Source organism: Dendronalium phyllosphericum CENA369 (assembly GCF_016056275.1).
Taxonomy (GTDB): Bacteria; Cyanobacteriota; Cyanobacteriia; order Cyanobacteriales; family Nostocaceae; genus Dendronalium; species Dendronalium phyllosphericum.
This window is the reverse complement of sequence record NZ_JAECZA010000240.1, coordinates 1-22315: the sequence shown is the minus strand read 5'-3', so window position 1 is coordinate 22315 and position 22315 is coordinate 1. Positions and strand designations below refer to the sequence as shown.

The following is a 22315-nucleotide window of genomic DNA, read 5'->3' as shown; positions in this document are numbered from 1 at the left end:
GGAATATTCCCTACACCCTACACCCCACACCCCACACCCTTTTTCAAGTCAGAAGGCAGAAGGGAAAATTCCAATTCTGAGCGGATTTCACAGGTTGGCATTTTACATTTAATTATGTCCACTTAGTTAGAAGCATTGCATCTAAGCTTTTTTCATACAGCGCGTATCTTTTCCACCATCTTTACAGTTTTCAAAAGTAATTTTTTTATCGACAATTTCCTGCTTTGTTGTCAGTGCCTTTTGCTTGATAGGTTCTGGTACTATTGTGCCAAACTTTCCTAAAGATAATATATCTGGTCTTTCTAAACCTATACTATATATTTGACCTTTTAATTGTTTTTGTTTTGCTAATTCTGCCAGGTATACTATTGCTAAATCTATCCGCTTCACGGCACTTGTTAACACTGCTTTGGGAGCAACATCTAATTGGTCTTTCGTATTACCAAAAGCATAAATACCTTTGTCGCTGGCAGTTTGCAGGACTGCGGCTGAAGCATTATCTAGCCACTGATAAATCACATCTACTCCAGATGAAATTAATGCTAGTGTTGCTTCTTTACCCTTAGCAACATCATTCCAATCACCCGTAAAAGTAGAGACAATCTGAATATTGGGCTTCACCGATTTTGCCCCTAATTCAAATCCCCGCAATTCTTCTTGTGTAGCGGCAAATTCTTGTCCAGCAAGATAAGCTAATTTATTAGCTTTAGTCATCGAAGCACCGATGATTCCACATAAATAGCTACCTTGTAAGTGATCTATTCGCAAAGCAGCGATATTTTCACCTTTGATAGAACCGTTAACAGCGATAAAAAATGTCTTGGGAAATTGTGAGGCGACTTGTTGTACAGCTGCATCAAATTGTCCGCCGTGGGCAATTACCACATTGTAGCCTCTGCGGGCAAAATCTGTTAGCGCTTCGGTTTGATCTGCTTGGGCGACTTGTTCTACATAGGCAATTTCTGCACCCAGCTTTTGTTTTGCCAAGTTCAGACCTTCGTAACCAGATTGATTCCAAGCTTTATCGGTGATGACTCCAGGAAGGGCGATCGCTATTTTAAACCCTTCGCCGTCAGCAGATGTTGATGTCTGGGTTTGGTTGCTGCAAGCTTTCAGCAGTAGGCTAGTAGCGAAAGTAGCCGAACCATATAACAAAAATTGACGGCGACTAAAATTTTTCGTCATACAGAAATTTCAGATTAATGGTCATTTTAGTTACTAAATACTCTAAAGTCCTAAGTGCTATTTTGGAAGAGGTTTGCCGATTTTTCTTACCGTTGACTGAAGACAGGCTGATACCATTCGATAACACTGTTTTAGTAGGTGCAAGAGGCTAAATCAATGAATCAGCAGAAAGAACTCTTACGTGTCATCCTTGCTATATCAATCATCGTCGTGGGAGTGACACACTTTGTTGTACCAGAACAATATGTCAGAATTGTGCCACCACAACTTCCCTATCCTTTAGGGTTAGTTTATCTCAGCGGCTTTTATGAAATCTTGGGTGGTATCGGCTTATTAGTCCCGCCTGTCAGTCAAGCAGCAGCTTGGGGGTTGTTTGCTCTTTTTATTGCCGTTTACCCAGCTAATATCTATATGGCGGCAAATCTAATTAAAATTGACCATATACCAAATTCACCTTGGGTTCACGTCATCAGATTGCCCTTGCAAGCAGTTTTACTGGCTTGGGCTTGGTGGTACACAAAACCTTCAGATAGAGAAAAACAAGCTTCTATCATTCCTAAGTCACTCATTCCGAAAGAACTGAATTCTTATTGGTAATGGGTGCGCTTTTCCTGACATACAATCGAGATTTTATGAATACATCACAGACGGTACAACAATTACAAGCCCAATGGGTGACACCAGAAAATTTTCGGCGTTACGGACAGGTGATTTTTGCTAGTCAAGACGGTAAAGCTTTTGATGCAGAAGATGCTCAATTAAATCTAGAAAATGGCACTCCGCGATTTTATATTATGCGATTGCAAAAGCGAGGGCGGAAATTCCATCAAATTACTCGTCACGTGCAATGTACTCAATGTTTAGGTTCTTTAGAAGGGAAGGACTGGTTAATTGCGGTTTGTCCTCCTGAAAATCATGTCAATGAACCAGCGCTAGGAGAAATCGCAGCTTTCCGCATTCCAGGGAATTGTTTTATCAAATTAAATGCAGGAACTTGGCACGCAGGGCCGTATTTTGAACATGAAGTTGTAGATTTTTATAATTTAGAACTTGCCGATACAAATGAGGTGGATCATTTTACTCATGACTTTCTTAAGAGTCATCAGTTGGAGTTTGAAATGGTTGATTAGACTGATTGCAAAAGTAGGGTAAAGTTATGTCTTCTCTGGGGTAAATCAAAAAGTTTCTCTTTTCCCTTTCTCTGGTGCTGACAAAAGATACTTTTACAAGCGATCGCTTTTTCACTAATATTCGATATTGTACTTAGCACAAATGTATACACTGTCGTCTTATGACCTTATTGCAACCACCCCCACTTAGCGTTAAAAAAAACACTCGCACAGTCGGAAAGAGTTCTCAGTCAGTGTTTTTTATCGTATTTACCTTATTAATGACAACAGGCATAAGTGTTCGTTTGGTATACTTACAAATCGTTGAAGGGCCAAAACTTCGGCTGAGGGCAGAGGCCAACCGAATTCGCATGATTGCCAAACAACCAGAACGGGGTAATATTTTTGACCGTAATGGCAAAGTTTTAGCTAGTACGCGCTATTCTCGTTCTGTATATCTGTGGCCGATGGCACATGAAAAAGTGTCGTGGTCGTTTATCGGTCAGCGCCTAGAGAAAATTCTAGAAATTCCCCAACAAGAGATAGAAAAACAATTACAGGAGGCAGGTGCTAACTCTTCTTCGCTCATTCGGATTGCTCGTAATTTAAACGAAGCACAAATCACGGCTTTAAAAGAGTATGAAAACGAACTTCCAGGAGTGGAAATACATACGGACGCTGTTCGCTATTATCCTCACGGAAAAGAACTGGCGCATGTGCTGGGATATACGCGAGAATTGACCCCAGAACAATTAAAACAAAAGCAGCAAGAAGGCTACCAACTGGGCGATGTTATTGGTCAGATGGGAGTCGAAAAGGCTTATGAGAGAATGCTACGGGGTGAATGGGGCGGTCAACGAGTAGAAGTAGATGGGGCTGGACGACCGTTACGAGTTTTGGGAGAGAAACAAGCAAAATCTGGTAAAGATTTACACTTAACTATCGATTTGAGTATACAGCAAGCAGCGGCAAAAGCTTTAGGCGATCGCGATGGTGCGATCGTTGCACTCGATCCCAACAACGGCGCTGTTTTAGCAATGGTGTCTCACCCCACCTTCAATCCCAATATCTTCTCTAAGCAAAAACTCTCTCAAAAAGATTGGCAAACCGTCCAAGGTCAAGATCATCCCTTAGTTAATCGCGCCCTTAGTGCCTTTCCACCCGCTAGTACCTTCAAAATTGTCACTGCAACTGCTGGGTTGGAATCAGGTAAATTTTCTCCTAGTACAGTGCTACAAACTTATGGTTCTTTAAATATTGGCGGCACTCAATTTGGTGAGTGGAACCATGCCGGATTCGGCCCGTTGGGTTTTGTGGGAGCATTACAGTGGAGTAGTGATACCTTCTTTTATCAAGTTGGTAGAAAAGTTGGCGGCCCTACTTTGATTGAATGGACTCGTAAGTATGGATTTGGCAAAAAAACCGGCTTTGAGTTCGCCTCAGAAGAAGCAAAAGGTTTAGTGCCAGATGAGACATGGAAACAAAAAGTTTGGAAAATGCCTTGGACTGTAGGCGATAGCGTTAATATGTCAATTGGTCAAGGTGCTTTACAAACAACACCTTTACAAGTGGCGATGATGTTTGCTGTGCCAGCTAATGGAGGCTACCGAGTCCAACCACATCTGCTTAAAGATAAGGAACAAGTAAGAAACGAAAAGTCGCGGCATTCCCAACAGCAAACTTTTTCAGCAAGTTGGCGAGAATCCTTGAATATGAAACCGACAACCGTAAAAATTCTCCGCGAGGGACTGCGAAAGGTAGTAGCTGAAGGTACTGGTAAAGCCTTAAATCAGCCAACGATTCCCCCGGTAGCTGGTAAAAGTGGTACAGCTGAGGCATGGAAGGGTCGTGTCAAACAAAATCACGCTTGGTTTGGTGCTTATGCCCCCGCCGATAAACCAGAACTATTAGTAGTAGCATTTGCCGAACATTCCGGTGGCGGTGGTGGTAGCATTGCTGCCCCAATGATTTTAAAAATTATGGAAGATTACTTTCAACGCAAGTCTCCCGGCAAATATCAAAAACCAGTAAGTAATTGAAAAAACAGAGGGACAGAGGGGCAACAGGAGTAGGGAGAATAACTTTTGTAAAAGCGACGACCATTTGCTATTATCGCTCGCTGTATTGACTGTAAGTAACTGTATCGCGCAATTACATGTGAGGTTTTGGTGTGACAATAAATTTAGATAAGTAGTATTGTTAAAAAAACAAGGTAATGTATAAGAAAGTATTTGTATCAAGTAGAGGTGTATTGTAATACGCTCCGATCAATTAGTGTGAAAGCATCGCTTAACCTGACAATACCAATTGCTTAAATCTATCAAAATAAAATGATATCTATAAATATCAAACAAAAAGATGCAAGCAAATTTGTCTTATACCTTTTAAGCTAAATCCAATCTAATTATTCTATGCCTCGATCTGGATCGTCTACATCCCAATCCAAACCAGCCAAGTCACTGGCTCTTTCTTCTTTTCATATCCGTTTAGAAGTTTTAGAGAAAGAACATCAATGGCTGCTGAAACAGATCAAAAGAAAACGGACAGAATTGAAGAATTTTGTCGAGCAAATGCGTTCTTTAGCTACAGATATATTTCATCAATGCAATCCCAGCTTTCAAAAAATTGTAGATATTGACCGGGAAATTCATACACTGTTCGATGAAATATTTAGTACGAGAAAGTTTGGCAAACAAACCCAAAAAGATGTTGAAGGAATTTACCATAGCCTCCAGTTAGCGGGTATTATCAGTCCAAAACTTGAAAAAGAAGATGCAGATGCAGAATTAGACGAACTATTTGAAACCGAGGAAAAAGAGAATGATTTCTCTGAAGAAGAAACTGGAAAAGACTATCAGGAGCGGGAAGCACAACAAGAAATAGAATCGCCCGTCGTCAACAAAAATGATTCTTCTAGAAAAATTCGTCAGACATTTTTAAGATTAGCTGAAATCTTCCATCCAGATAAAGTAACAGATGGCGAAACGCAAATGCGCCATACAGAAATCATGAAGGAAATTAACAAAGCTTACCAGGAAGGAGATTTTGCTCGACTATTGGAAATTGAACGACAACATCAGGTCGGAGAAAATATCAATCTTAATAATGAAGATGATTTAACCCGACAATGTAATCGTTTAGAACAAGAAAATGAATTCTTGAAAAATCAATACGAAACACTGAAAAGGGAACTACGTTTAGTAAAAAATACTCCAGAAGGCGAGATGGTTTCTGATTGTAGAAAAGCTGCTAAAGAAGGGATAGACCCAATGGAGCAGATGTTAAAACAAGTTGAAGCTCAAATTCAAGTTATTTCTTCTATCCGCGATTTTGTCCGTGACTTTCGAGAACAAAAAATAACTATCAAAGAATTTCTCCGCGGCCCAGAAGTATTACGCTCCTTGAATCGGGAAATTATGGAAGACCTACTCGAACAGATGTTTGAAGAATTGGGTGCGATTGTGAGATTTTAAAAGAGCGATCGCACCTGTAAAAATCAGATGGTATTACAAGACGCTGATTGATAGTTCTATAAAATAGGAAAATTGAATATGGCTGCCATCTATATATCCATTACACCCTGCCGTTGGTAAAAATGAGCGGGTAGGGATTTTTGGTAAGCCTGCTATTTATTAAACAGCTTGTGCGGTTTGCAATGAACTATCAATCTGGGGACGAGTTTTTACAGGACATGCCGCTACTTTTGGCGGGGCCAATCTTACAACATATAGATCCCGAATCGGTTACGGTGTGGGTGGCACTGAAAATGCCTTGTCAGGTAGAACTCAAGGTTTACGACACGACAAATGACGGTACTGTGTTAGGAAATTCTCTTTTAGAGGGAAGACGCTCTACTGTTGCCTTGGGAAAATGGCTACATGTTGTGGCAGTAACAACTCAGTCTATAGGTAGAAATTTTTTAGAAAGCGATCGCATCTATGCCTACGACCTACAATTCACTAATGACAATTCTGAGCAAACTTTGCAGCAAGCCTTGCAATCAAACCGCTTTCCTACCGTTGACATCAGCTATTTTGCCCATCAAAAACCAACATTTGTCCTGCCACCGAGTTGTGTTGAAGATTTACGAATTGTTCATGGTTCCTGTCGCAAACCGCACGGGCATGGGTTTGATGCACTGCCCGTTCTAGATTGCCTAATTGAGTCAACTGCAAACCAGCCGCGAAAACGTCCCCATCAACTGTTCCTCACAGGCGACCAAATTTATGGCGATGACGTTGCCGAACCGCTATTGTGGATATCCACCATCCTTGGTGACGCACTACTAGGCTGGGAAGAGAGGCTGCCAGTTACTCAAAAGCAGCCTACAGATGTTGCTTATTATACGCCTAAGCAGTTGCCTCCCGGCCAACGGGCTAATGTGGCAACTCATCAGGCTGGCTTCACCGCTGGATTACACAATAAAGTTGATAAGGTTACTAGTCACCTGCTGAGTTTGGGCGAGTATTACGCATCTTACTTATTAGTTTGGTCGCCAGTTTGCTGGCCAGTTACTTTCCCTAAAGGAAAAGAAAGAATGGGTACTCGCAAAGCGAGTCAGCGGTGGGATCGGCAAGTTCGGGAAATGCAGCAATTCATCCACACCCTTTGGAAAGTGCGACGAGCGATCGCCAACATTCCCATGTACAGTATCTTTGACGACCATGATGTTAGCGATGATTGGAACCTCAATCAAGCTTGGTGTTTGCGAGTGCTAGGGCAGCCTTTAGGGCAACGCACTGTGCAAAACGCTTTGTTAGCTTATGCAGTTTTTCAAGGATGGGGCAATACACCTGAGAAATTTGCCAAAGGTGAATCTGGTGAAAAACTATTGGCGGCAGCTCAGGATTGGTCTGCTTCTCAGGGAACAGACAGCGCAGCTGATAATGCGATCGCTCGTTATGTGGGAATGCCAGCCATTAACCCACACACCAACTTACCTGAGTTTATTGAAGATGGCTCCGTATTTGTACTCAAGCGCCACCCAGAGGCACTAACTTGGTACTATACAATACGCAGTTCTTGTCATGAAGTGATTGTTTTAGATACGCGCACATGGCGAGGCTATCCTGCCGATAAAAAAACTACAGCACCACCAATGCTGTTATGTCCGCAAGCTTTCCAACACCAACTATCTTTACCTCTACAACAAACTTCTGAGATTCCAGTCACATTTTTGATTGCACCGACAAATTTATTTGGTTTAAAAGTAATTGATTGGATTCACCATTGGGAGTTGCGACGCGACAAAGTATTTGCTACAGATGTTGGAGATGCTTGGAATATTCACTCTGAGGCATTGGCGCGATTTATTATTACTTTGTTTGAGCAACGCCAACAAGTGATTGTTTTGTCTGGAGATATTCACTACAGTTCTGTTATCCGCTTGTCTTATGCAGATACCTCTTCAGATTTTGCAGCGAAATCTGTATTAGTGCAGTTAACCGCTAGTGCTTTGAAGAATGAAGAGACAATTACTCGCATCCTGCATACAAGACTAAAAGAGTGGCTTTTACCAGAAAAAATACGGTATTGGATTGGATGGTCGCATCCACCCGACATGGTAGAAAAAACAGCCAGACATTCGCACGACGTTAGCGCCAAACACCTTGTCACATTACATAGCCAGCCACCAAGGGAACCCGATTGGAATTGTGCGCTGGAGTGGATTCCGCGACAAAAGACTTATGTTTCTTATTTTGGAGCTAATGTGCCGTGGCTTATAACTGCAAAACAAAAAGCAAAAAACGACAAATGGCGATGGTTACAGCGTCTAATGTTTTGGAAATCTCCCTGGTTTCAAGATGGACGAGAAGTAGTTGGATTCAATAATTTAGCCTTTGTTCATTTTGAGTTGACACCCAGTAACTCTTACAAAGTTATTCAAGATTTGTACTGGTTTTCTTCCTGGTATCCTACCCAAATTGTTTACAGCCGCTATGAAAGCGAGCTTGTGCCAAATCATTCTCTTTTCAAATCGTGAGGATGGGAATGGGGGGATGAGGGAGCTAGGGGAGATGAGGGGGATGAGGGAGAATAACTTCGACCTCCGACTTCTGCCTTCTGCCTCCTGGCTCCTGACAACTGACAACTAACTCAGCACTCAGCACTAGCAATGCACTCAAAACTTAACTAACCCCATTTCTCGCAAACCTTGACGCAATCTTTTTGCTTCTTGGGGGTTTTGCTGTTCGTGAAGAACGATCGCATTGCCAAAAGCTGTTAAACTTGCCTGGACATTGCCAACTTTTAGCTGTACTACTCCTAAATTTTGATACGCTTCGGCATAGCTGGGATTTAAACGGATGGCTTTTTGATAAGAAGCGATCGCATCTGTAAATAAGCCCAAAGCTTTTTGTATCATTCCCAAATTATAATGTCCAGCAGCAAAGTTGGGGTCTATCTTCAAAGCTGTTTCGTAAGCTGTTTTTGCACCGTTTAAATCGCCAGTTGCTTTGAGTAAGTTACCCAAATTATTGTATGCTCCTAATTTGAGTATGGGGTAAATTGGTAATTTAATCGCAGCTTGATAATGAGAAATAGCTTGTTGAGGATTTTGCAAATGACTGTGGGCAATGCCTAAATGGTAGTGCAGTTCGTACAAAATTTCGTAGTTTTCCTCACAAGCAGCGACTCCTCGTTTCAGTAACTCTAGACCTTGGGTAATTTTGCCAGTTTCCACATACAAAGCTCCCAATTTACTGCAAACATAGGGATCGTGAGGATGAGTAGCGAAAAACCCTTCCATTGCCGCTTGTGCTTTAGCATATTTGTTGTTTTGGGCGATCGCAATTTTTTGATATCCTTTATGCAGAATAGCCACTCCTTGTAAATAACCTATCTGCCAATGGGGTTCCTTGGTTAAAATGGCGGCAACACTGTCATCCACCAAGGCGTGATAAGGACGTTCAAAGCGAATATCTGGGTGGTTGCGAAATAATCTAGAAACTAAAGAGTAAGGAGATTGTGCTGCACCAACTTCTTGGCGGATCAGATTCATCAGCAGATATTCTTCGCTTTGCATGACTGCCCCGATCTGCGGCACGATATTTGGTGTCAGAGTTTCATCGGCATCTAATACCAGAATCCAGTCACCAGTCACATATTTGAGAGCGGCATTGCGGGCGGCACTAAAGTCATTACACCATTGAAAATGATGCACTTTTGCACCGAATTGTTTGGCAATATGAGGAGTGCGATCGCTTGAGCCTGTATCCAACACAATAGCTTCATCTACAACATTTTTGACACTGCTCAGGCATTTCGGCAGCGCAGCTTCTTCATTTTTGACAATCATGCACAGACTGAGACTCATAAGCTAGTAAGGGAGCAGGGGGAGCAGAGGAGCAGAGGTGATGAGGGAGATGAGGGAGACAAGGGAGACAAGAAATAATAATTACTCCTGCCTTGTGACTAATGACCACTGACAACTGATTCTTGTACAGACGCGATTAATCGCGCCTTTACGATAACTAACTCAGCACTCATTAATTATCTGCAAAAATCTAGATTAATGAATCAGTGGGTGCGTAAATTTGGCAATCGAACGGAGTGCCTTGGGAACCCGTGCAACGTAGTGTCTTCCCAACGCAGTCTTCCTGCTTCCCGTTGTTAGCGCCAGCGATAGAGAGTCTTTGAGTGTTTGGAGGACTGCCCAGAGCGATCTTTGACACAGGAGCGTCACCCAAAAGGGTAGAAGTTAGAAACTCTTTATATTTAATGCTCTCGGTCTGCATTTTATCCTTTTAGGACTTATAGTAATTATCTATTTTTATTTATTCTTGAAAAATTAAGCTGTCTTCTAAAAATTTGTAGTTTATCCTTGCAAGTCTCCCAAGATAGATCCGCTGATCTAACCAAAAGTAGTAGGGATACTGACAGACTAATATCCAGAGATAGTACAGGTTGTCTGAAAAATAATAGATTATTGAAAACTAAATATTAGATAATTTTGCTGTCCTGTGAGTCTTGATTTATCTACAAAAACAGTTATTTTCTGCTTTTAGCAAGACATTATCTGTTTTGGCAACACAACCTGTAAATAAGTTTATACCTTAGGAAAGAGGTTCAATTATCTTAATTATAGGAGAATTTAAAGGTCTTAGTGAATTTACACGAGTTTGTATTTTTCATTATTTATTTCTAATTTGGCAATAAAAATTAGTGAATTTTAAAACACAGTTCAGCATGATGTAAAAGAAGAAAGCGAAATTTCTCATAACTATTTCATTAGTTGATGTTTGAGTAAGTAGCTAACTGTAATTTGAAAATCGATCGCAGTAATTTGGAACGTATAAGGAACCTTGACGATGAAGCGTTTTGATTTATCTAAATCTGTCTTGGCTAGTATTTTTACCATGAGTTTTGCTGCTGTGGCTTTAACTGTGCCTGTTTCTGCTCAAAGTAGTGGCTCTGGTACAGGCAGTACAGGTACTGGAACCAGTAGCACGGGAACTACAGGTACTGGAACCACTGGCACTGGTAGCACAGGAACTACAGGTACTGGAACCAGTGGCACAGGAACTACGGGTACAGGAACCACTGGTACAGGAACTACAGGTACTGGAACCACTGGTACAGGGACTACGGGTACGGGAACTACGGGTACAGGAACCACTGGTACAGGAACTACGGGTACTGGAACCAATGGTACGGGAACTACGGGCACAGGGACTTACGGCACAGGGACTACAGGTACTGGAACCAGTGGCACAGGAACTACAGGTACGGGAACCACAGGCACAGGAACTACGGGCACAGGAACTACGGGCACAGGAACTACGGGCACAGGAACTACAGGTACTGGAACTACAGGTACTGGAACCAGTGGCACAGGAACTACAGGTACTGATACCACAGGCACAGGAACTACAGGTACTGATACCACAGGCACAGGAACTACAGGCACTGATACTACGGGTACAAGTACTACAGGTACTGGCACTACAGGCACTGATACCAATGGTACAGGCACAACTACAAATGACCCCTCTTATCGAGGAACTAGTGAGGTGAGAAGCGATCGCGGTTTTGATTGGGGTTGGTTAGGTTTGCTAGGTTTACTTGGTTTAGCAGGTCTAGTTCGTAAGCGCGAAGAACCCAAAGCTTATCGCGATCCTAATGAAGTGACTGGTTCTAAATCTAGATATTAGAATATTGAAGTTTTTTTGATTAGCCTCTCACGTTGATTTAATCGCTAACACAGCCCTCACTAGACAGTGAGGGCTTTGTTTTTATATGGGTATGAGCAAAAGTGCTTTTTACACTCTTGTGGTCAAAGGGACTCATGTTTATTGGGGAAAAGGAAAATACCAAACCTTTCCCCCGCCCCTTATCCCCAGAGGGGACCCCACTTTCCTCTTTTCCCGACATCTGCAAGAGGTCTCAATTTTGACGTTTAGCGACCGGTCATTTGCTCTAGCTTTTCGGGGTATCGAGCTCCTTGCACCGGGATCTTGGAGGCCGCGTCATTGATGTCATGCAGATCGTCGGGCGTGAGTTCGACTGAGACTGCCCCGATGTTTTCATCCAAGCGATGCAGCTTCGTAGTGCCTGGGATCGGAACAATCCACGGCTGCTGGGCAAGCAGCCAGGCGATCGCAATCTGAGCAGGTATCGCCTGCTTGCGTTGGGCGATGTTGCCAAGCAGATTAATCAAGGCTTGATTCGCCTTGAGAGCCTCCTTAGTGAAGCGAGGCAGGGTACTGCGGAAGTCGGAGCTGTCGAAGGTCGCGTTTTCGTCAATTTTGCCAGTGAGAAAGCCCTTGCCTAGTGGACTGTACGGGACAAAGCCGATGCCGAGTTCCGATAACGTCGGTATCACTTCCGCTTCAGGCTTTCTCCACCACAGCGAGTATTCGCTCTGGAGAGCAGTGACTGGCTGAACAGCGTGCGCGCGACGGATTGTTTGCACTCCTGCTTCCGAGAGTCCAAAGTGCTTCACTTTACCCTCTTGAATTAGTTCCTTCACTGCTCCGGCCACATCTTCGATCGGCACGTTCGGGTCAACCCGGTGCTGATAGAGCAAATCGATCGCCTCCACCTTGAGTCGCTTGAGCGAATTCTCCACGACTTCCTTAATATGCTCTGGGCGACTATTTAATCCGGGTGAACCGTTCATCCCACGGGGATCGGAATTCGGATTGATGTCGAACCCGAATTTGGTGGCGACGATCACTTGGTCGCGGAAGGGAGCGAGGGCTTCACCCACCAGTTCTTCGTTGAGAAACGGGCCATAGACCTCGGCGGTGTCAAAGAATGTAATGCCGCGATCGACAGCGGCCTCCAGAAGAGCGGTCATCTCCTGTGTGTCTTTGGGCGGGCCATAAGAAAAGCTCATTCCCATACAACCAAGCCCGATCGCCGAGACTTCCAGATTACTATTTCCAAGTTGGCGCTTTTGCATTTTTTGCACTCCTGTCTTTGAATTAAAGGAATTAGAGAACATATTCTTCACGAGTCAATCGCGATCGTCGCCATTACTCCGTCACCACTTCATTCAGGCATTTCAACGCATTCAGTGTTCGGGGATATCCCACCCAAGGCAACAATTGTGTAATCAGATCCAGTAGTATGTCTTTGCCGTTTCCGACATTCAGGTTGCCTTGAATGTGCCCCTTGATCTGCGATTCAACCCCGCCCAAAGCTATGAGGATAGACAGTGTAATCAGCTCCCTTACTTTGATGTCTACCCCATTGCGGGTGTAATAATCGCCAAAGCAATTGGCAGACAGAAACCTTTGAATGTGTAGCTGGTCTTTGGGCGATCGCTCATACATTTGATCGATCGTCTCGCCAAACATAGCTTTCTGTATTGCCAGCCCTTTGTCGTAGCGTGTTTCCGGGTTGGTGGTCGATTGCCCTTCTAAAGGTAATTGAATGCCCCTGTTGGACATCACTTCATTCGTGGCATGGACGAAATCAAATGCTTTTGCCATACCCACGTAAGGTACTGACTGATAGAGGATCTCTTTGATTTCAATCGGCGTTACTCCGACATTGAGCGCAGCGTCCACCATAACCCTGTATTCACTTACTGCTTGGCTGCCGATGATAGATGCCAGAATCAGCACGACTCTTGTCTTTGTATCCAGCTTGCTCTGAGCAATTACTTCGTTGAAGGCGAAGTTGTCAAAGACTTCGATCAGTTCCGGGTCGGTTACTTTCATGGTCGATTTGTGGTTTGGAAACAGTTCCTCATGGTTTTTACGTGCCGCTTCACTTATCCTTATAGAGTCCTTCTGCGGTGTATTTGTCATCCGCACCTCCTTCTTTGAGTCACAGTTCTGTGTCCAGCGATTCCGTCTATAAATCCCGTGCGCTTTTCCAATTCTTCTGGATAGCGATCGCCTTCCACTGGAATTTGCGCTAATGCCTCATCGATGCTCTTCAACTCGTCCTGCGTCAGTTCGATGTTTGCTGCCCCAATGTTTTCTTCCAAGCGGCTCAGTTTGGTCGTGCCGGGAATGGGTACAATCCACAGTTTTTGTGCCAGTATCCAGGACAGGGCGATTTGTGCTGCTGTAGCTTGCTTCTGGTTCGCCACCTCTTTCAACAAATCTACCAAGAACTGGTTGGCATCAAGCGCCGCCGGCGTAAACCGGGGAACAATGCTGCGAAAGTCGGATTTGTCGAATTTTGCGTCCTTATCGTATTGCTCGTTTCCAACCGCCCTTGCACCTTAGTTATGCAGATTTCAGGGATGCCATATCGATACAGAAGCGGTACTTCACATCGGACTTGAGCAGTCGCTCGTAGGCTTCGTTGACCTGCTGGATGGGGATCACTTCTACATCTGCGGTGATGTTGTGCTTGCCGCAAAAGTCGAGCATTTCCTGAGTTTCAGGGATACCACCGATGCTAGAGCCGGAGAGACTGCGGCGCGCCATGATGAGACTGAATGCTGCGACATCTAGAGGCTTCTCCGGTGCGCCGACCAGGGTGATGTTGCCATCGAGGCGGAGCAAGTCGATATAGGCGTTGATGTCGTGCTTGGCGGAGACGGTGTCGAGGATAAAATCGAAGCTGCCAGCGTGCTTCTGCATTTCGTCAGTGTTGCGGGAGACGACTACTTCATCAGCACCGAGGCGGAGCGCGTCTTCCTTCTTATCGGGTGAGGTAGTGAAGACGACAACATGAGCACCAAGCGCATGAGCAAACTTCACACCCATATGTCCCAATCCACCGAGACCAACTACGCCAACCTTCTTGCCCTCAGTGACACCCCAGTGGCGCAGGGGCGAGTATGTTGTGATCCCAGCACAGAGGAGCGGCGCGACCCCAGCGAGATCGAGGTTCTCTGGAACTCGCAGAACAAAGCGTTCTTCAACAACAATGCTATCGGAGTAACCCCCATAGGTGACACCTCCAAGGTGCTTGTCTGGAAAGTTGTAGGTGAGGGTCATGTTCGGACAGAACTGCTCAAGACCAGCTTGGCAATTAGGACAGGTACGGTCTGAATCAACCATACAACCGACCCCCGCGAGGTCGCCGGGTTTATACTTGGTAACTGCCGAGCCGACCTTGGTGACGCGGCCCACGATCTCATGACCGGGGACAATCGGATAGACACTAGGCATAAAGCCGCTCCATTCGTTACGCACGGAATGGACATCGGAGTGGCAGATGCCACAAAAGAGGATTTCGATCTGTACGTCGTGTTCGGTTGGATCGCGACGTGCGATCGTGTCGGAGGTAAGTGGTGATGTGGCACTGGCAGCGGAATAAGCTTTTGTGTTGTACATAAATTGATGCTCCTATTTGTTTACCATACTCAGTACTGAGTGCTGAGTGCTGAGTGCTGAGTAAGAAAAAGAGTACGAGCGCACTTTCAACTCAGCACTCTTCATTTTTGATGTTTGGTATTGTTCGTCACTGACCTTTTGCATATTCCTTCACTTGATGCCATTTCCGTTGCTAGCAGGTGAGTCTGTTGCCCAATCAAGCCTGAGTTTTCTCTTAAATAAAAATCCAGAATGCGTACAAGAAGCTGGAATCATTTTTCATTGCTTTAGCTTCATTCTAAGAATCTTCAAACGCAAGCAATAGAACGATCGTCTAAAATCGTTGTACAATCCTGCAAACTTAGAAATGAATCTGCCAAAACGAGTGAAAAGTCCGCTATGGATTTAATGAACGACCAGCAGGCAAAGCGCGAGGTAGAGAGAGCGCAAGCCAACAGAGATGAACTCAAAGAGCGTATTGTACAGGCTATCCGTCACGATGGGACGATTGAGCCGCTTTCTGGATTGCACTTCAACCGCTCCTCCTCGCCTTCGGAATGCGTTCATGGTGTCTCTGTTCCTGCCTTTTGTGTAATTGCCCAGGGCAGCAAAGAAGTTCTTCTGGGGAACGATCGCTATCAGTACGACCCGATGCATTATCTGCTGGCTACGGTCGAACTGCCGATTGTCAGTCAAATTCTCCAAGCGTCCAAGGAGCAACCGTACCTTAGCCTTCGCCTCGATCTCAATCCCACCCTTGTCGGTTCGGTGATGGTCGAGGCTGGTCATACCTTACCGCGAAGCCATGCCGACGTGAGGGCTATTGATGTGAGTCCCTTGGACGCAAACCTGTTGGATGCAGTAGTCCGGCTCGTCAGGCTCCTAGATTCCCCTAGCGAAGCTCGATTCTTTCTACCAGCGATCGCAAGAGAAATTGTCTATCGACTCTTGATGGGGGAGCAAAGTGGTCGGCTGTGTCAGATTGCTGTCTTGGGTGGCTACTCTCACCGCATCGCCCAGGCTGTCGAGCAGCTGCGTAAAAACTTTGACCAACCACTTCGCATTGAGAACATTGCACGAGAAATCGGAATGAGCGTATCAGGCTTTCACCACCACTTCAAGTCTGTTACCGCCATGAGTCCTTTGCAATTTCAGAAGCAGCTGCGGCTTCAGGAAGCCCGCCGTCTTATGCTTGGTGAAGCTCTGGACGCAGCAAGTGCTGCATACCGAGTGGGTTATGATGATGCCTCACACTTCAACCGGGAGTATAAAAGACTCTTTGGCGCACCACCGATGCGTGATGTGGAACGGTTACGGGAAGTTGCTAAGTAAACAATAGACCGATCGGCTTTATCAAAAACCTGGGTATCAAGCCCCGCCCATAGAGCGGAACTTAAACAAAAATTAAGCCCAAATAAAGCCTAAACTGGCTTTATAAGCTGCAAACAGATCGCGGTTAAGGGTTAACCAATCGAAAATATAGATAAGACATCGCTGTTCTAGATGTAATTGATGGTAATTTACCCTTATAGCGTTTTCTGTAATTCAATTGCGTTTTTTATCAGAATATGTTGCGATCGAACTTTATTGTTGTGCAATGTCAAAGCCATGAATTTCCAACCTCACCAAAGCACCTTTGACGAGAAATTGAGCGCAATTATTGGGCTGGTAATTGGACTGCTGTTCGTTGGGGGCGGTTTTTGGGTACGCAATGTAGTCGCGCACGAGCGCGCAACGCTAAAAGAAACACAAGGCACGGTGGTAGACAGTATTAGTAGTCGCGATCGCAACAGTACGAACGATCGGCAAAAAGAAACCTATGCACCAGTTATCGAATTTTTAGCCAAGGGCGAACGCACTCGCTTTACAGGTAGTTATGAGTCCTACCGCTCCAGCAACGGCAACAAAGTGATGGTACGTTACGACCCCAAGCAACCGGCAACTACCGCGCGTGTAGTAAATTCGCTTGAAGGCTTGACACCTTGGGGGATGTTTGGCATGGGTGGATTAGCTTTGATTGTTAGTCTGGGCAAGGTATTGCCAGTACGCTGGTCTTCAAGTGGGCAACCATAGGTAGGGAGCGGGGAACTAGGGAAGCTGGGGAATCAAAAGCGTTGTCAAATAACTCTTTCTCCCCTTGCTCGATCTACACCGCAAATTTGGGTTGTTAAATTATAGCCGTAGTCACACTCTTTAGGACAATTGCGATTGCTCAAAGCCTTACAGCAACTGTGTTTTTACTCAGCACTTTGCTATAAACAATAACGTGCATTCCCAAACTAGGCGTGGTTGAGCGTAACAAAGTAGAGATTTACGAGCCTGTTCTAGCTGGTTGATGATATTGGGTTGATGCCACTGTTGCCAATAAAACTGCTGGAGATAATCGACTAACCACAGTTGCGTTTCTGTATCTAAATCCTTATCAATTTGCTTGGCTAACTCCAAAGCATTGCGGTAGGATGCAGGTGCTTTTGTGAGGTTTTGGAGTAACTGAGGAGAAATTGCTTGTAATTGCTCGAAAGCTGCGATCGCACTTCCTGGACTGCCAGCTGCTATGCTCAACACAGCCTGATGCTGCAAAATTTCCTGATGACCTGTTTGCGTGAGAACTTGAGTTATAGACGGTGGATCTAAGCGATAAAAGGGAATGCGTTGACAGCGCGATACCAAAGTCGGCAACACAGACTCAGGAGAAGGCGCAATCAAAATCAGCGTTGCTTGTCCTGGTTCTTCCAAGGTTTTCAACAAAGCATTCGCTGCGGCTTCTGCCATTGTTTCGGCTTCCTCTAGTACCACCACATTCCTCGGCGCTTCTAAAGGGGGACGGCTAAGAAATTCAGTAATTTCTCGAATTTGCTCTAGTCGAATGACAGGCGGTGCTTTTCGCTTTAGTTTTTTCTCAGCGGCTTCTGCTGCTGTCAGCCGTTGTCCCTGGTATTGATAAGTCGGCTGCACCCACAAAACATCGGGGTGATTGCCTTGACGCAAACGGTTTTGTAAAGACGTAATTAATTGCGTCTGTGCAAAATTAGAAAATAGCAACTCTACAAAGCACTTTGCTGCTAAACTCCGTCCGACACCATCTGGCCCTGCAAATAGATAAGCTGGGGCAATTCGGTTTTGTCTGACAGCCTGAGTGAGTAATTCTATGGCTTGCTGTTGTCCAACAAGTAATTTAAACGGTTCATAGGTCATTAATCAATTTTAGATTGACTAATCAGGATTGCAGGGCGAACGCCAGAGCAGAAGCGAAAGGTGGTTTCAGTGATTGGTTTTTAGGGTTGGGTTGTTCCCTGGTTGGTAAATAAAACTTAAGGAAATCACTCTAAGACCATCACCAGTCTACTTCTTCTGCTAAATTGCAGTAATAACAAACTTGGACAAAATTTGTTATTCTCGGTAGAATTATTGCTATGAGCCTATCTTGAGGTAGCAGATGAACGTTTCTTTGACTCCAGAACTAGAAAAGTGGGTACAATCCAAAGTTGAAAGCGGTATGTACACCTCGGCTAGTGAAGTAATCCGTGAAGGTCTGCGGCTACTCAAGGAGCAGGATGCTCTCAAAGCAATACGCCTTAACGAGTTGCGTCTTAAGATACAGCAGGGGATTGATAGCGGAGAATCTACACCTCTAAACATGGATGAAATTATCGAATTGGCAAAACAACAACGGCAGCACAGAGAATCTGCATAATGGCGATAATTCTCAAAAAACCGTTAGCACAAGCTGATTAATTGGATATTTGGAATTTTATTGCCTCGGACAGCTTTGAAAAAGCAGATCGGCTTCTACAGAAAATAGACAGTCAACTCAAAATGTTGGCTTCAAACCCAGGTATGGGAAGAAAACGCGATTTCTTAGCATCAAATCTGCGGAGTTTTCCAGTAGGGAATTATCTAATTTTCTACCGTCCTATAAACCAAGGGATTGAAGTCATTCGTGTTCTACATGGGGCAAGAGACATTCAAAGCCTTTTTGAAGAAGACAATGAGTAATATCAATTCGCAATTAGTAATTAAGAAAGTTAGATATGGCAAGGCTTTTAGGGTTTGAATGCGTTGCCTTATTTTAGAGAATTGGTATAAGTCGTTATTTAACGGTATTTAGTTTTCCCACTATCCCAACTCAACAAACGATAACTATCATGTAGGGGCAAACGGTTGTTCGCCCTCCAATCTTAGGATTTCAGGCTCCTTCAGGTGTACGCGCAAAATCCCCTGAATATTTTGTTGTACAGCCTCTTTACTCAAGCTGCCGTCTACACGCACAATTCTGGATGGATAGGATGCTGCTAATTCTGCATATCCTTGCTGGACGCGGCGATGAAAGGCAATTGTTTCCTGTTCGATGCGGTCTAATTTGACTTCGCTCCCGCGTTTGCGCGCCAGTCCCACCTCAACATCGACATCCAACCAAATAGTGAGGTCGCTTTCTAACCCACCACTGGCAATAGAGTTAAGCTGCTCGATCAAACTCATATTCAAACCCCGCCCGTAACCTTGGTAGGCAATGGTAGAGTCAGTGTAGCGATCGCACAATATATATTTTCCTGCTGCTAGATTTGGTTTGAGTTCTTGTTCGACGTGTTGCGATCGGTCAGCAGCATACAACAATAATTCTGTCACCTCAGCCACAGGTTTATCCTCTGACTTTTCTAGCAACAAGCGGCGCAGATCCAAACCTAACTCTGTCCCCCCCGGTTCGCGGGTGACAACTACCGAGATACCCAAACTTTGCAACCATTGACAACAAAGCTGGATTTGGCTAGTTTTACCACAACCTTCTACTCCTTCAAAGACAATCAGTTTGCCACCCATGCTTTTTTAGTTCGTTGCAATAGACTTGTTCGCTCGCGTTGTATCCTCTTCTGAGGACAAAATTAACCAAAACCTATTGATTTTTTACCAAATCAGGAAATCATTATGCATTATTAAATAATCTCTGTTTTCCTGATGTTGGCACTTTCACCATTATAGGCAATAGCAAACACATTTAACTTTACCAATGATTAAAACAACTTTGTAATCATAACTCGAATCAATATGGCAATTGAACAACAAGACATTTTAACAATTACAAAAAATTATCTGAAAGCTATAGAAGAAGGCAAAACAGAAGATGAACTTGCTATTTATTATTCTGAATCAGTAGAGCAACTAGAATATCCCAACCGCTTAATACCTAATGGAGCTAAGAGAAATTTCAATGATTTAAAGGAAGCATCATTAAGAGATAAAAGGGAGTAGGGAGTAGGGATTGGGGAGTAGGGAAACTAAGCCGTCCACAAGGGGCGGGGTTTCAACCTATCTTGTGCAATACAAGGATTTTTCGCGCCACTTGCGGGCGAGGCTTTAAACTTTTTCGGGGCTAATTTCTGGGCGTTCGCTCATTTTGACCCAGTGAGGGGGAATTATGTCTTACACAGCCTAAGCTCTAGCTCATAAAGGGATTCAGGCATTTTCATAGCAAAAAGAATTTGTTTTTGAAGCTGGTTGATAGGTGTAATGAAGACCGTAGAATCAGGGAGGAAGTAAAGAGTTATGTTACAAAAAGCCTTAAGCATTTGCTCGGCAGAAGGTCGATCGGTTTTTCGCTTGGGATTGCCATCATAAAGACCTTGCAAAGAATCTTGAGGTTGTTGGAGTGCAAGCCTGACAACAAACTCCATCAAGGTAAAAACTCGCAAAGCGATATTTAACAAAAACATCAAGCCAGTGATTCGGTTTTGATTCTGGAAGTAAATCGGTAAGGCCGGTAAAGAACCTCTCTTAAACCGATGAAAACCACGTTCGAGGAGCCATTCATCCCGGTAATACATTACTGATTGTGTTAGGGTTAGCTGTTCGACAGGTGCATTGGTAACATACAATCGCCAACCAGCCAAAATTTCTGCTTCAACAATTGAACTATCAATTTTCGCTATTTGGAGTTGAAGCCGTATCGAAGTAACCTGTTGTTGGGGAGAATTTTTTGAAGGTCGTCCTCGGCCAAGATGACGAATTTCTGTGTGAGTTTCTTCTGTAATCGTAGTTGAAAAAAACTCAGTGACACGATAGCGTTTGAGAATATTCTCAACCTTATACCTCAGCACATCTAGTTCAGTTCCCGGTTTAGTGGCTAATTTCTCCAAGGCAAGTTGAGCTTGATTGATGCGTTTGTTTTGACTATCAATCACAGATAAAGCAAGCTTGTGGGAACGTACGACCAAATAGCGTTCGTGCCAGCATACCCATTTATTCGTTTCTGGGTTGAGCCAAAACTTACCCAACTCAACTTCAAAACCTTTGGCAGCAGCAGTTTCTTCTTCTTGTTGGGGTAAACGAATATCGACAGTTTCAGTTGGTGGTTCTTTTACCCATTGTTTGAGGAATTGGGGGTTTTGTCCGCTCATGGGTAAGGGGACACAGTATAATCCTCGATTTGCTGCAATATTGGCACGGGTTGCAACAGAGCCTGCTTTGCAGTCAGCAATGAAGACAAAGTTTTTGTGTCCAATCACTTTTACTATTTTTTCCCATGTGGGGAAATATAATGGGTCATCAGCACCATTCCCTTCAAGCGTTGCACTTACTAGCGGCATTCCCATTGGGTCTAGTGTTGCCAATAACTGACGATATTGTAGTAAGTCTGGGCGTTTATCTTTGGAGTAGCCATGACGCAGTAGATTTTCTTCTGTATCCCTTTGATTTTCGTGGTTTACACTGAAACTTGTTGTCTCTGTGCGTGCAATTTTTGTCGGTAATTCGTAGGCTCTAATTATCTGTCTTCCTAATTTGATTTCTATTTCCTGTCTAGCAAGTGATTGTTTGCCCAATTCTGCTGTGACCTTTGCTAATCTGTCATCACTGGCATCTTTTTCTCCTATCAACCACCCAGTTGTTAATTCCAATATCTTTCGGTGTGTTTCTACCCAGGCTTCTACTGCACACAACCGATGGTCTGATTGAGTGATTATACAGCCGTTTCCGATGTTATGAGGTACAATTAGTACTAATAAAATAAAAAGATAATACTGTCATGAAAGCATATTCAGTGGATATCCGAGAAAAAATAGTTGCAGCACATATTGAGGAAAAAATATCAATTCGGCAAGTGGCACTCAGATTTGCAGTCAGTAAAAGTCTAGTACAAAAGCTGGTAAAGCAACAAAAAAGTCATGGTAATTTACAACCATTAAAACCGGGTAAGCCCCGATTTAGTCATCTGACAAATGCGGAATTAGAGTTAAGAGAATTGGTGTCAGAGAATCAGGATGCAACAATAGCGGAATTATGTGAATTATTGGCATTAAAAACAGG

Annotated in this window: 19 protein-coding genes and 2 pseudogenes; 12 read left to right on the top strand and 9 right to left on the bottom strand. The window is 44.0% G+C overall.

What is annotated here, in order from left to right:
• Window positions 1-141: 141 nt before the first annotated feature.
• The gene (locus tag I8752_RS28325) at window positions 142-1185 is read right to left on the bottom strand and encodes a BMP family protein (protein WP_214435551.1); all 1044 of its coding nucleotides are present in this window, start codon (window positions 1183-1185) and stop codon (window positions 142-144) included.
• 156 nt (window positions 1186-1341) lie between these two features.
• Here I8752_RS28325 and I8752_RS28320 point away from each other — a divergent pair, with 156 nt between their 5' ends.
• The 5 genes from I8752_RS28320 to I8752_RS28300 all read left to right on the top strand — a co-directional run bounded on the left by I8752_RS28320 (window position 1342) and on the right by I8752_RS28300 (window position 8277).
• Complete coding sequence (locus I8752_RS28320; RefSeq protein WP_214435550.1) at window positions 1342-1782, top strand: DoxX family protein; 441 nt, start codon at window positions 1342-1344, stop codon at window positions 1780-1782.
• 35 nt (window positions 1783-1817) lie between these two features.
• On the top strand, window positions 1818-2315 hold the full coding sequence (locus I8752_RS28315) for an ureidoglycolate lyase (protein WP_214435549.1): 498 nt from the start codon (window positions 1818-1820) through the stop codon (window positions 2313-2315).
• Window positions 2316-2476: 161 nt separating this feature from the next.
• On the top strand, window positions 2477-4333 hold the full coding sequence (gene mrdA / locus I8752_RS28310; protein WP_214435548.1) for a penicillin-binding protein 2: 1857 nt from the start codon (window positions 2477-2479) through the stop codon (window positions 4331-4333).
• Window positions 4334-4705: 372 nt separating this feature from the next.
• On the top strand, window positions 4706-5767 hold the full coding sequence (locus tag I8752_RS28305; RefSeq protein ID WP_214435547.1) for a J domain-containing protein: 1062 nt from the start codon (window positions 4706-4708) through the stop codon (window positions 5765-5767).
• Window positions 5768-5949: 182 nt separating this feature from the next.
• The gene (locus I8752_RS28300; protein ID WP_214435546.1) at window positions 5950-8277 is read left to right on the top strand and encodes an alkaline phosphatase D family protein; all 2328 of its coding nucleotides are present in this window, start codon (window positions 5950-5952) and stop codon (window positions 8275-8277) included.
• A 138-nt stretch (window positions 8278-8415) separates the two neighbouring features.
• Here I8752_RS28300 and I8752_RS28295 read toward each other — a convergent pair whose 3' ends face one another.
• Window positions 8416-9591 carry a tetratricopeptide repeat protein gene (locus I8752_RS28295; RefSeq protein WP_214435559.1) on the bottom strand — a complete coding sequence of 392 codons (1176 nt, stop codon included), beginning with the start codon at window positions 9589-9591 and terminating at the stop codon, window positions 8416-8418.
• Window positions 9592-10603: 1012 nt separating this feature from the next.
• Between I8752_RS28295 and I8752_RS38865 the strand changes: the two genes are divergently transcribed.
• Window positions 10604-11446, top strand: a complete 843-nt coding sequence (locus I8752_RS38865; protein ID WP_404827128.1) for a WGxxGxxG-CTERM domain-containing protein — start codon at window positions 10604-10606, stop codon at window positions 11444-11446.
• Between the two features lie 245 nt (window positions 11447-11691).
• Here the strand turns inward: I8752_RS38865 and I8752_RS28285 are convergent, their stop codons facing one another.
• The 4 genes and pseudogenes from I8752_RS28285 to I8752_RS28270 all read right to left on the bottom strand — a co-directional run bounded on the left by I8752_RS28285 (window position 11692) and on the right by I8752_RS28270 (window position 15037).
• Complete coding sequence (locus tag I8752_RS28285; RefSeq protein ID WP_214435545.1) at window positions 11692-12699, bottom strand: aldo/keto reductase; 1008 nt, start codon at window positions 12697-12699, stop codon at window positions 11692-11694.
• Between the two features lie 73 nt (window positions 12700-12772).
• Window positions 12773-13552: a carboxymuconolactone decarboxylase family protein gene (locus tag I8752_RS28280; protein ID WP_214435544.1), complete on the bottom strand. Its 780-nt coding sequence runs from the start codon at window positions 13550-13552 to the stop codon at window positions 12773-12775.
• Window positions 13549-13914: pseudogene (locus I8752_RS28275) on the bottom strand (aldo/keto reductase); the annotation flags it as partial. The gene I8752_RS28280 and the pseudogene I8752_RS28275, both read right to left, overlap by 4 nt.
• Before the next feature lie 64 nt (window positions 13915-13978).
• Window positions 13979-15037, bottom strand: coding sequence for an NAD(P)-dependent alcohol dehydrogenase (locus I8752_RS28270; RefSeq protein WP_214435543.1), 1059 nt, complete (start codon window positions 15035-15037; stop codon window positions 13979-13981).
• Between the two features lie 378 nt (window positions 15038-15415).
• Between I8752_RS28270 and I8752_RS28265 the strand changes: the two genes are divergently transcribed.
• Window positions 15416-16348 carry an AraC family transcriptional regulator gene (locus tag I8752_RS28265; protein WP_318780906.1) on the top strand — a complete coding sequence of 311 codons (933 nt, stop codon included), beginning with the start codon at window positions 15416-15418 and terminating at the stop codon, window positions 16346-16348.
• A 276-nt stretch (window positions 16349-16624) separates the two neighbouring features.
• On the top strand, window positions 16625-17089 hold the full coding sequence (locus I8752_RS28260; protein ID WP_214435542.1) for a DUF3592 domain-containing protein: 465 nt from the start codon (window positions 16625-16627) through the stop codon (window positions 17087-17089).
• 168 nt (window positions 17090-17257) lie between these two features.
• Here the strand turns inward: I8752_RS28260 and holB are convergent, their stop codons facing one another.
• Complete coding sequence (holB, locus tag I8752_RS28255) at window positions 17258-18211, bottom strand: DNA polymerase III subunit delta' (RefSeq protein WP_214435541.1); 954 nt, start codon at window positions 18209-18211, stop codon at window positions 17258-17260.
• Window positions 18212-18452: 241 nt separating this feature from the next.
• On the opposite strand from holB, the gene I8752_RS28250 reads away from it, so the two are divergent.
• Both I8752_RS28250 and I8752_RS28245 read left to right on the top strand, forming a co-directional pair.
• Complete coding sequence (locus tag I8752_RS28250; protein WP_214435540.1) at window positions 18453-18710, top strand: type II toxin-antitoxin system ParD family antitoxin; 258 nt, start codon at window positions 18453-18455, stop codon at window positions 18708-18710.
• 41 nt (window positions 18711-18751) lie between these two features.
• Window positions 18752-19012, top strand: a complete 261-nt coding sequence (locus tag I8752_RS28245; RefSeq protein WP_225895967.1) for a type II toxin-antitoxin system RelE/ParE family toxin — start codon at window positions 18752-18754, stop codon at window positions 19010-19012.
• A gap of 147 nt (window positions 19013-19159) precedes the next feature.
• Here the strand turns inward: I8752_RS28245 and tmk are convergent, their stop codons facing one another.
• Window positions 19160-19834 (bottom strand): dTMP kinase, encoded by a 675-nt coding sequence (gene tmk, locus I8752_RS28240; RefSeq protein WP_214435539.1) that lies wholly within the window; start codon window positions 19832-19834, stop codon window positions 19160-19162.
• Between the two features lie 225 nt (window positions 19835-20059).
• On the opposite strand from tmk, the gene I8752_RS28235 reads away from it, so the two are divergent.
• On the top strand, window positions 20060-20263 hold the full coding sequence (locus tag I8752_RS28235; RefSeq protein ID WP_214435538.1) for a hypothetical protein: 204 nt from the start codon (window positions 20060-20062) through the stop codon (window positions 20261-20263).
• A 164-nt stretch (window positions 20264-20427) separates the two neighbouring features.
• Here the strand turns inward: I8752_RS28235 and I8752_RS28230 are convergent, their stop codons facing one another.
• Window positions 20428-22017 carry an IS1634 family transposase gene (locus I8752_RS28230; protein WP_422615223.1) on the bottom strand — a complete coding sequence of 530 codons (1590 nt, stop codon included), beginning with the start codon at window positions 22015-22017 and terminating at the stop codon, window positions 20428-20430.
• Between the two features lie 17 nt (window positions 22018-22034).
• On the opposite strand from I8752_RS28230, the pseudogene I8752_RS28225 reads away from it, so the two are divergent.
• Window positions 22035-22315 (top strand): annotated as a pseudogene (locus tag I8752_RS28225) (IS630-like element ISMae26 family transposase); the annotation flags it as partial.

Bases quoted from the DNA above. Each gene is read 5' to 3' on its own strand.
- I8752_RS28325 (WP_214435551.1), bottom strand. From the start codon at position 1,185: ATGACGAAAAATTTTAGTCGCCGTCAATTTTTGTTATATGGTTCGGCT.
- I8752_RS28320 (WP_214435550.1), top strand. From the start codon at position 1,342: ATGAATCAGCAGAAAGAACTCTTACGTGTCATCCTTGCTATATCAATC.
- I8752_RS28315 (WP_214435549.1), top strand. From the start codon at position 1,818: ATGAATACATCACAGACGGTACAACAATTACAAGCCCAATGGGTGACA.
- mrdA (WP_214435548.1), top strand. From the start codon at position 2,477: ATGACCTTATTGCAACCACCCCCACTTAGCGTTAAAAAAAACACTCGC.
- I8752_RS28305 (WP_214435547.1), top strand. From the start codon at position 4,706: ATGCCTCGATCTGGATCGTCTACATCCCAATCCAAACCAGCCAAGTCA.
- I8752_RS28300 (WP_214435546.1), top strand. From the start codon at position 5,950: ATGAACTATCAATCTGGGGACGAGTTTTTACAGGACATGCCGCTACTT.
- I8752_RS28295 (WP_214435559.1), bottom strand. From the start codon at position 9,591: ATGATTGTCAAAAATGAAGAAGCTGCGCTGCCGAAATGCCTGAGCAGT.
- I8752_RS38865 (WP_404827128.1), top strand. From the start codon at position 10,604: ATGAAGCGTTTTGATTTATCTAAATCTGTCTTGGCTAGTATTTTTACC.
- I8752_RS28285 (WP_214435545.1), bottom strand. From the start codon at position 12,699: ATGCAAAAGCGCCAACTTGGAAATAGTAATCTGGAAGTCTCGGCGATC.
- I8752_RS28280 (WP_214435544.1), bottom strand. From the start codon at position 13,552: ATGACAAATACACCGCAGAAGGACTCTATAAGGATAAGTGAAGCGGCA.
- I8752_RS28270 (WP_214435543.1), bottom strand. From the start codon at position 15,037: ATGTACAACACAAAAGCTTATTCCGCTGCCAGTGCCACATCACCACTT.
- I8752_RS28265 (WP_318780906.1), top strand. From the start codon at position 15,416: ATGGATTTAATGAACGACCAGCAGGCAAAGCGCGAGGTAGAGAGAGCG.
- I8752_RS28260 (WP_214435542.1), top strand. From the start codon at position 16,625: ATGAATTTCCAACCTCACCAAAGCACCTTTGACGAGAAATTGAGCGCA.
- holB (WP_214435541.1), bottom strand. From the start codon at position 18,211: ATGACCTATGAACCGTTTAAATTACTTGTTGGACAACAGCAAGCCATA.
- I8752_RS28250 (WP_214435540.1), top strand. From the start codon at position 18,453: ATGAACGTTTCTTTGACTCCAGAACTAGAAAAGTGGGTACAATCCAAA.
- tmk (WP_214435539.1), bottom strand. From the start codon at position 19,834: ATGGGTGGCAAACTGATTGTCTTTGAAGGAGTAGAAGGTTGTGGTAAA.
- I8752_RS28235 (WP_214435538.1), top strand. From the start codon at position 20,060: ATGGCAATTGAACAACAAGACATTTTAACAATTACAAAAAATTATCTG.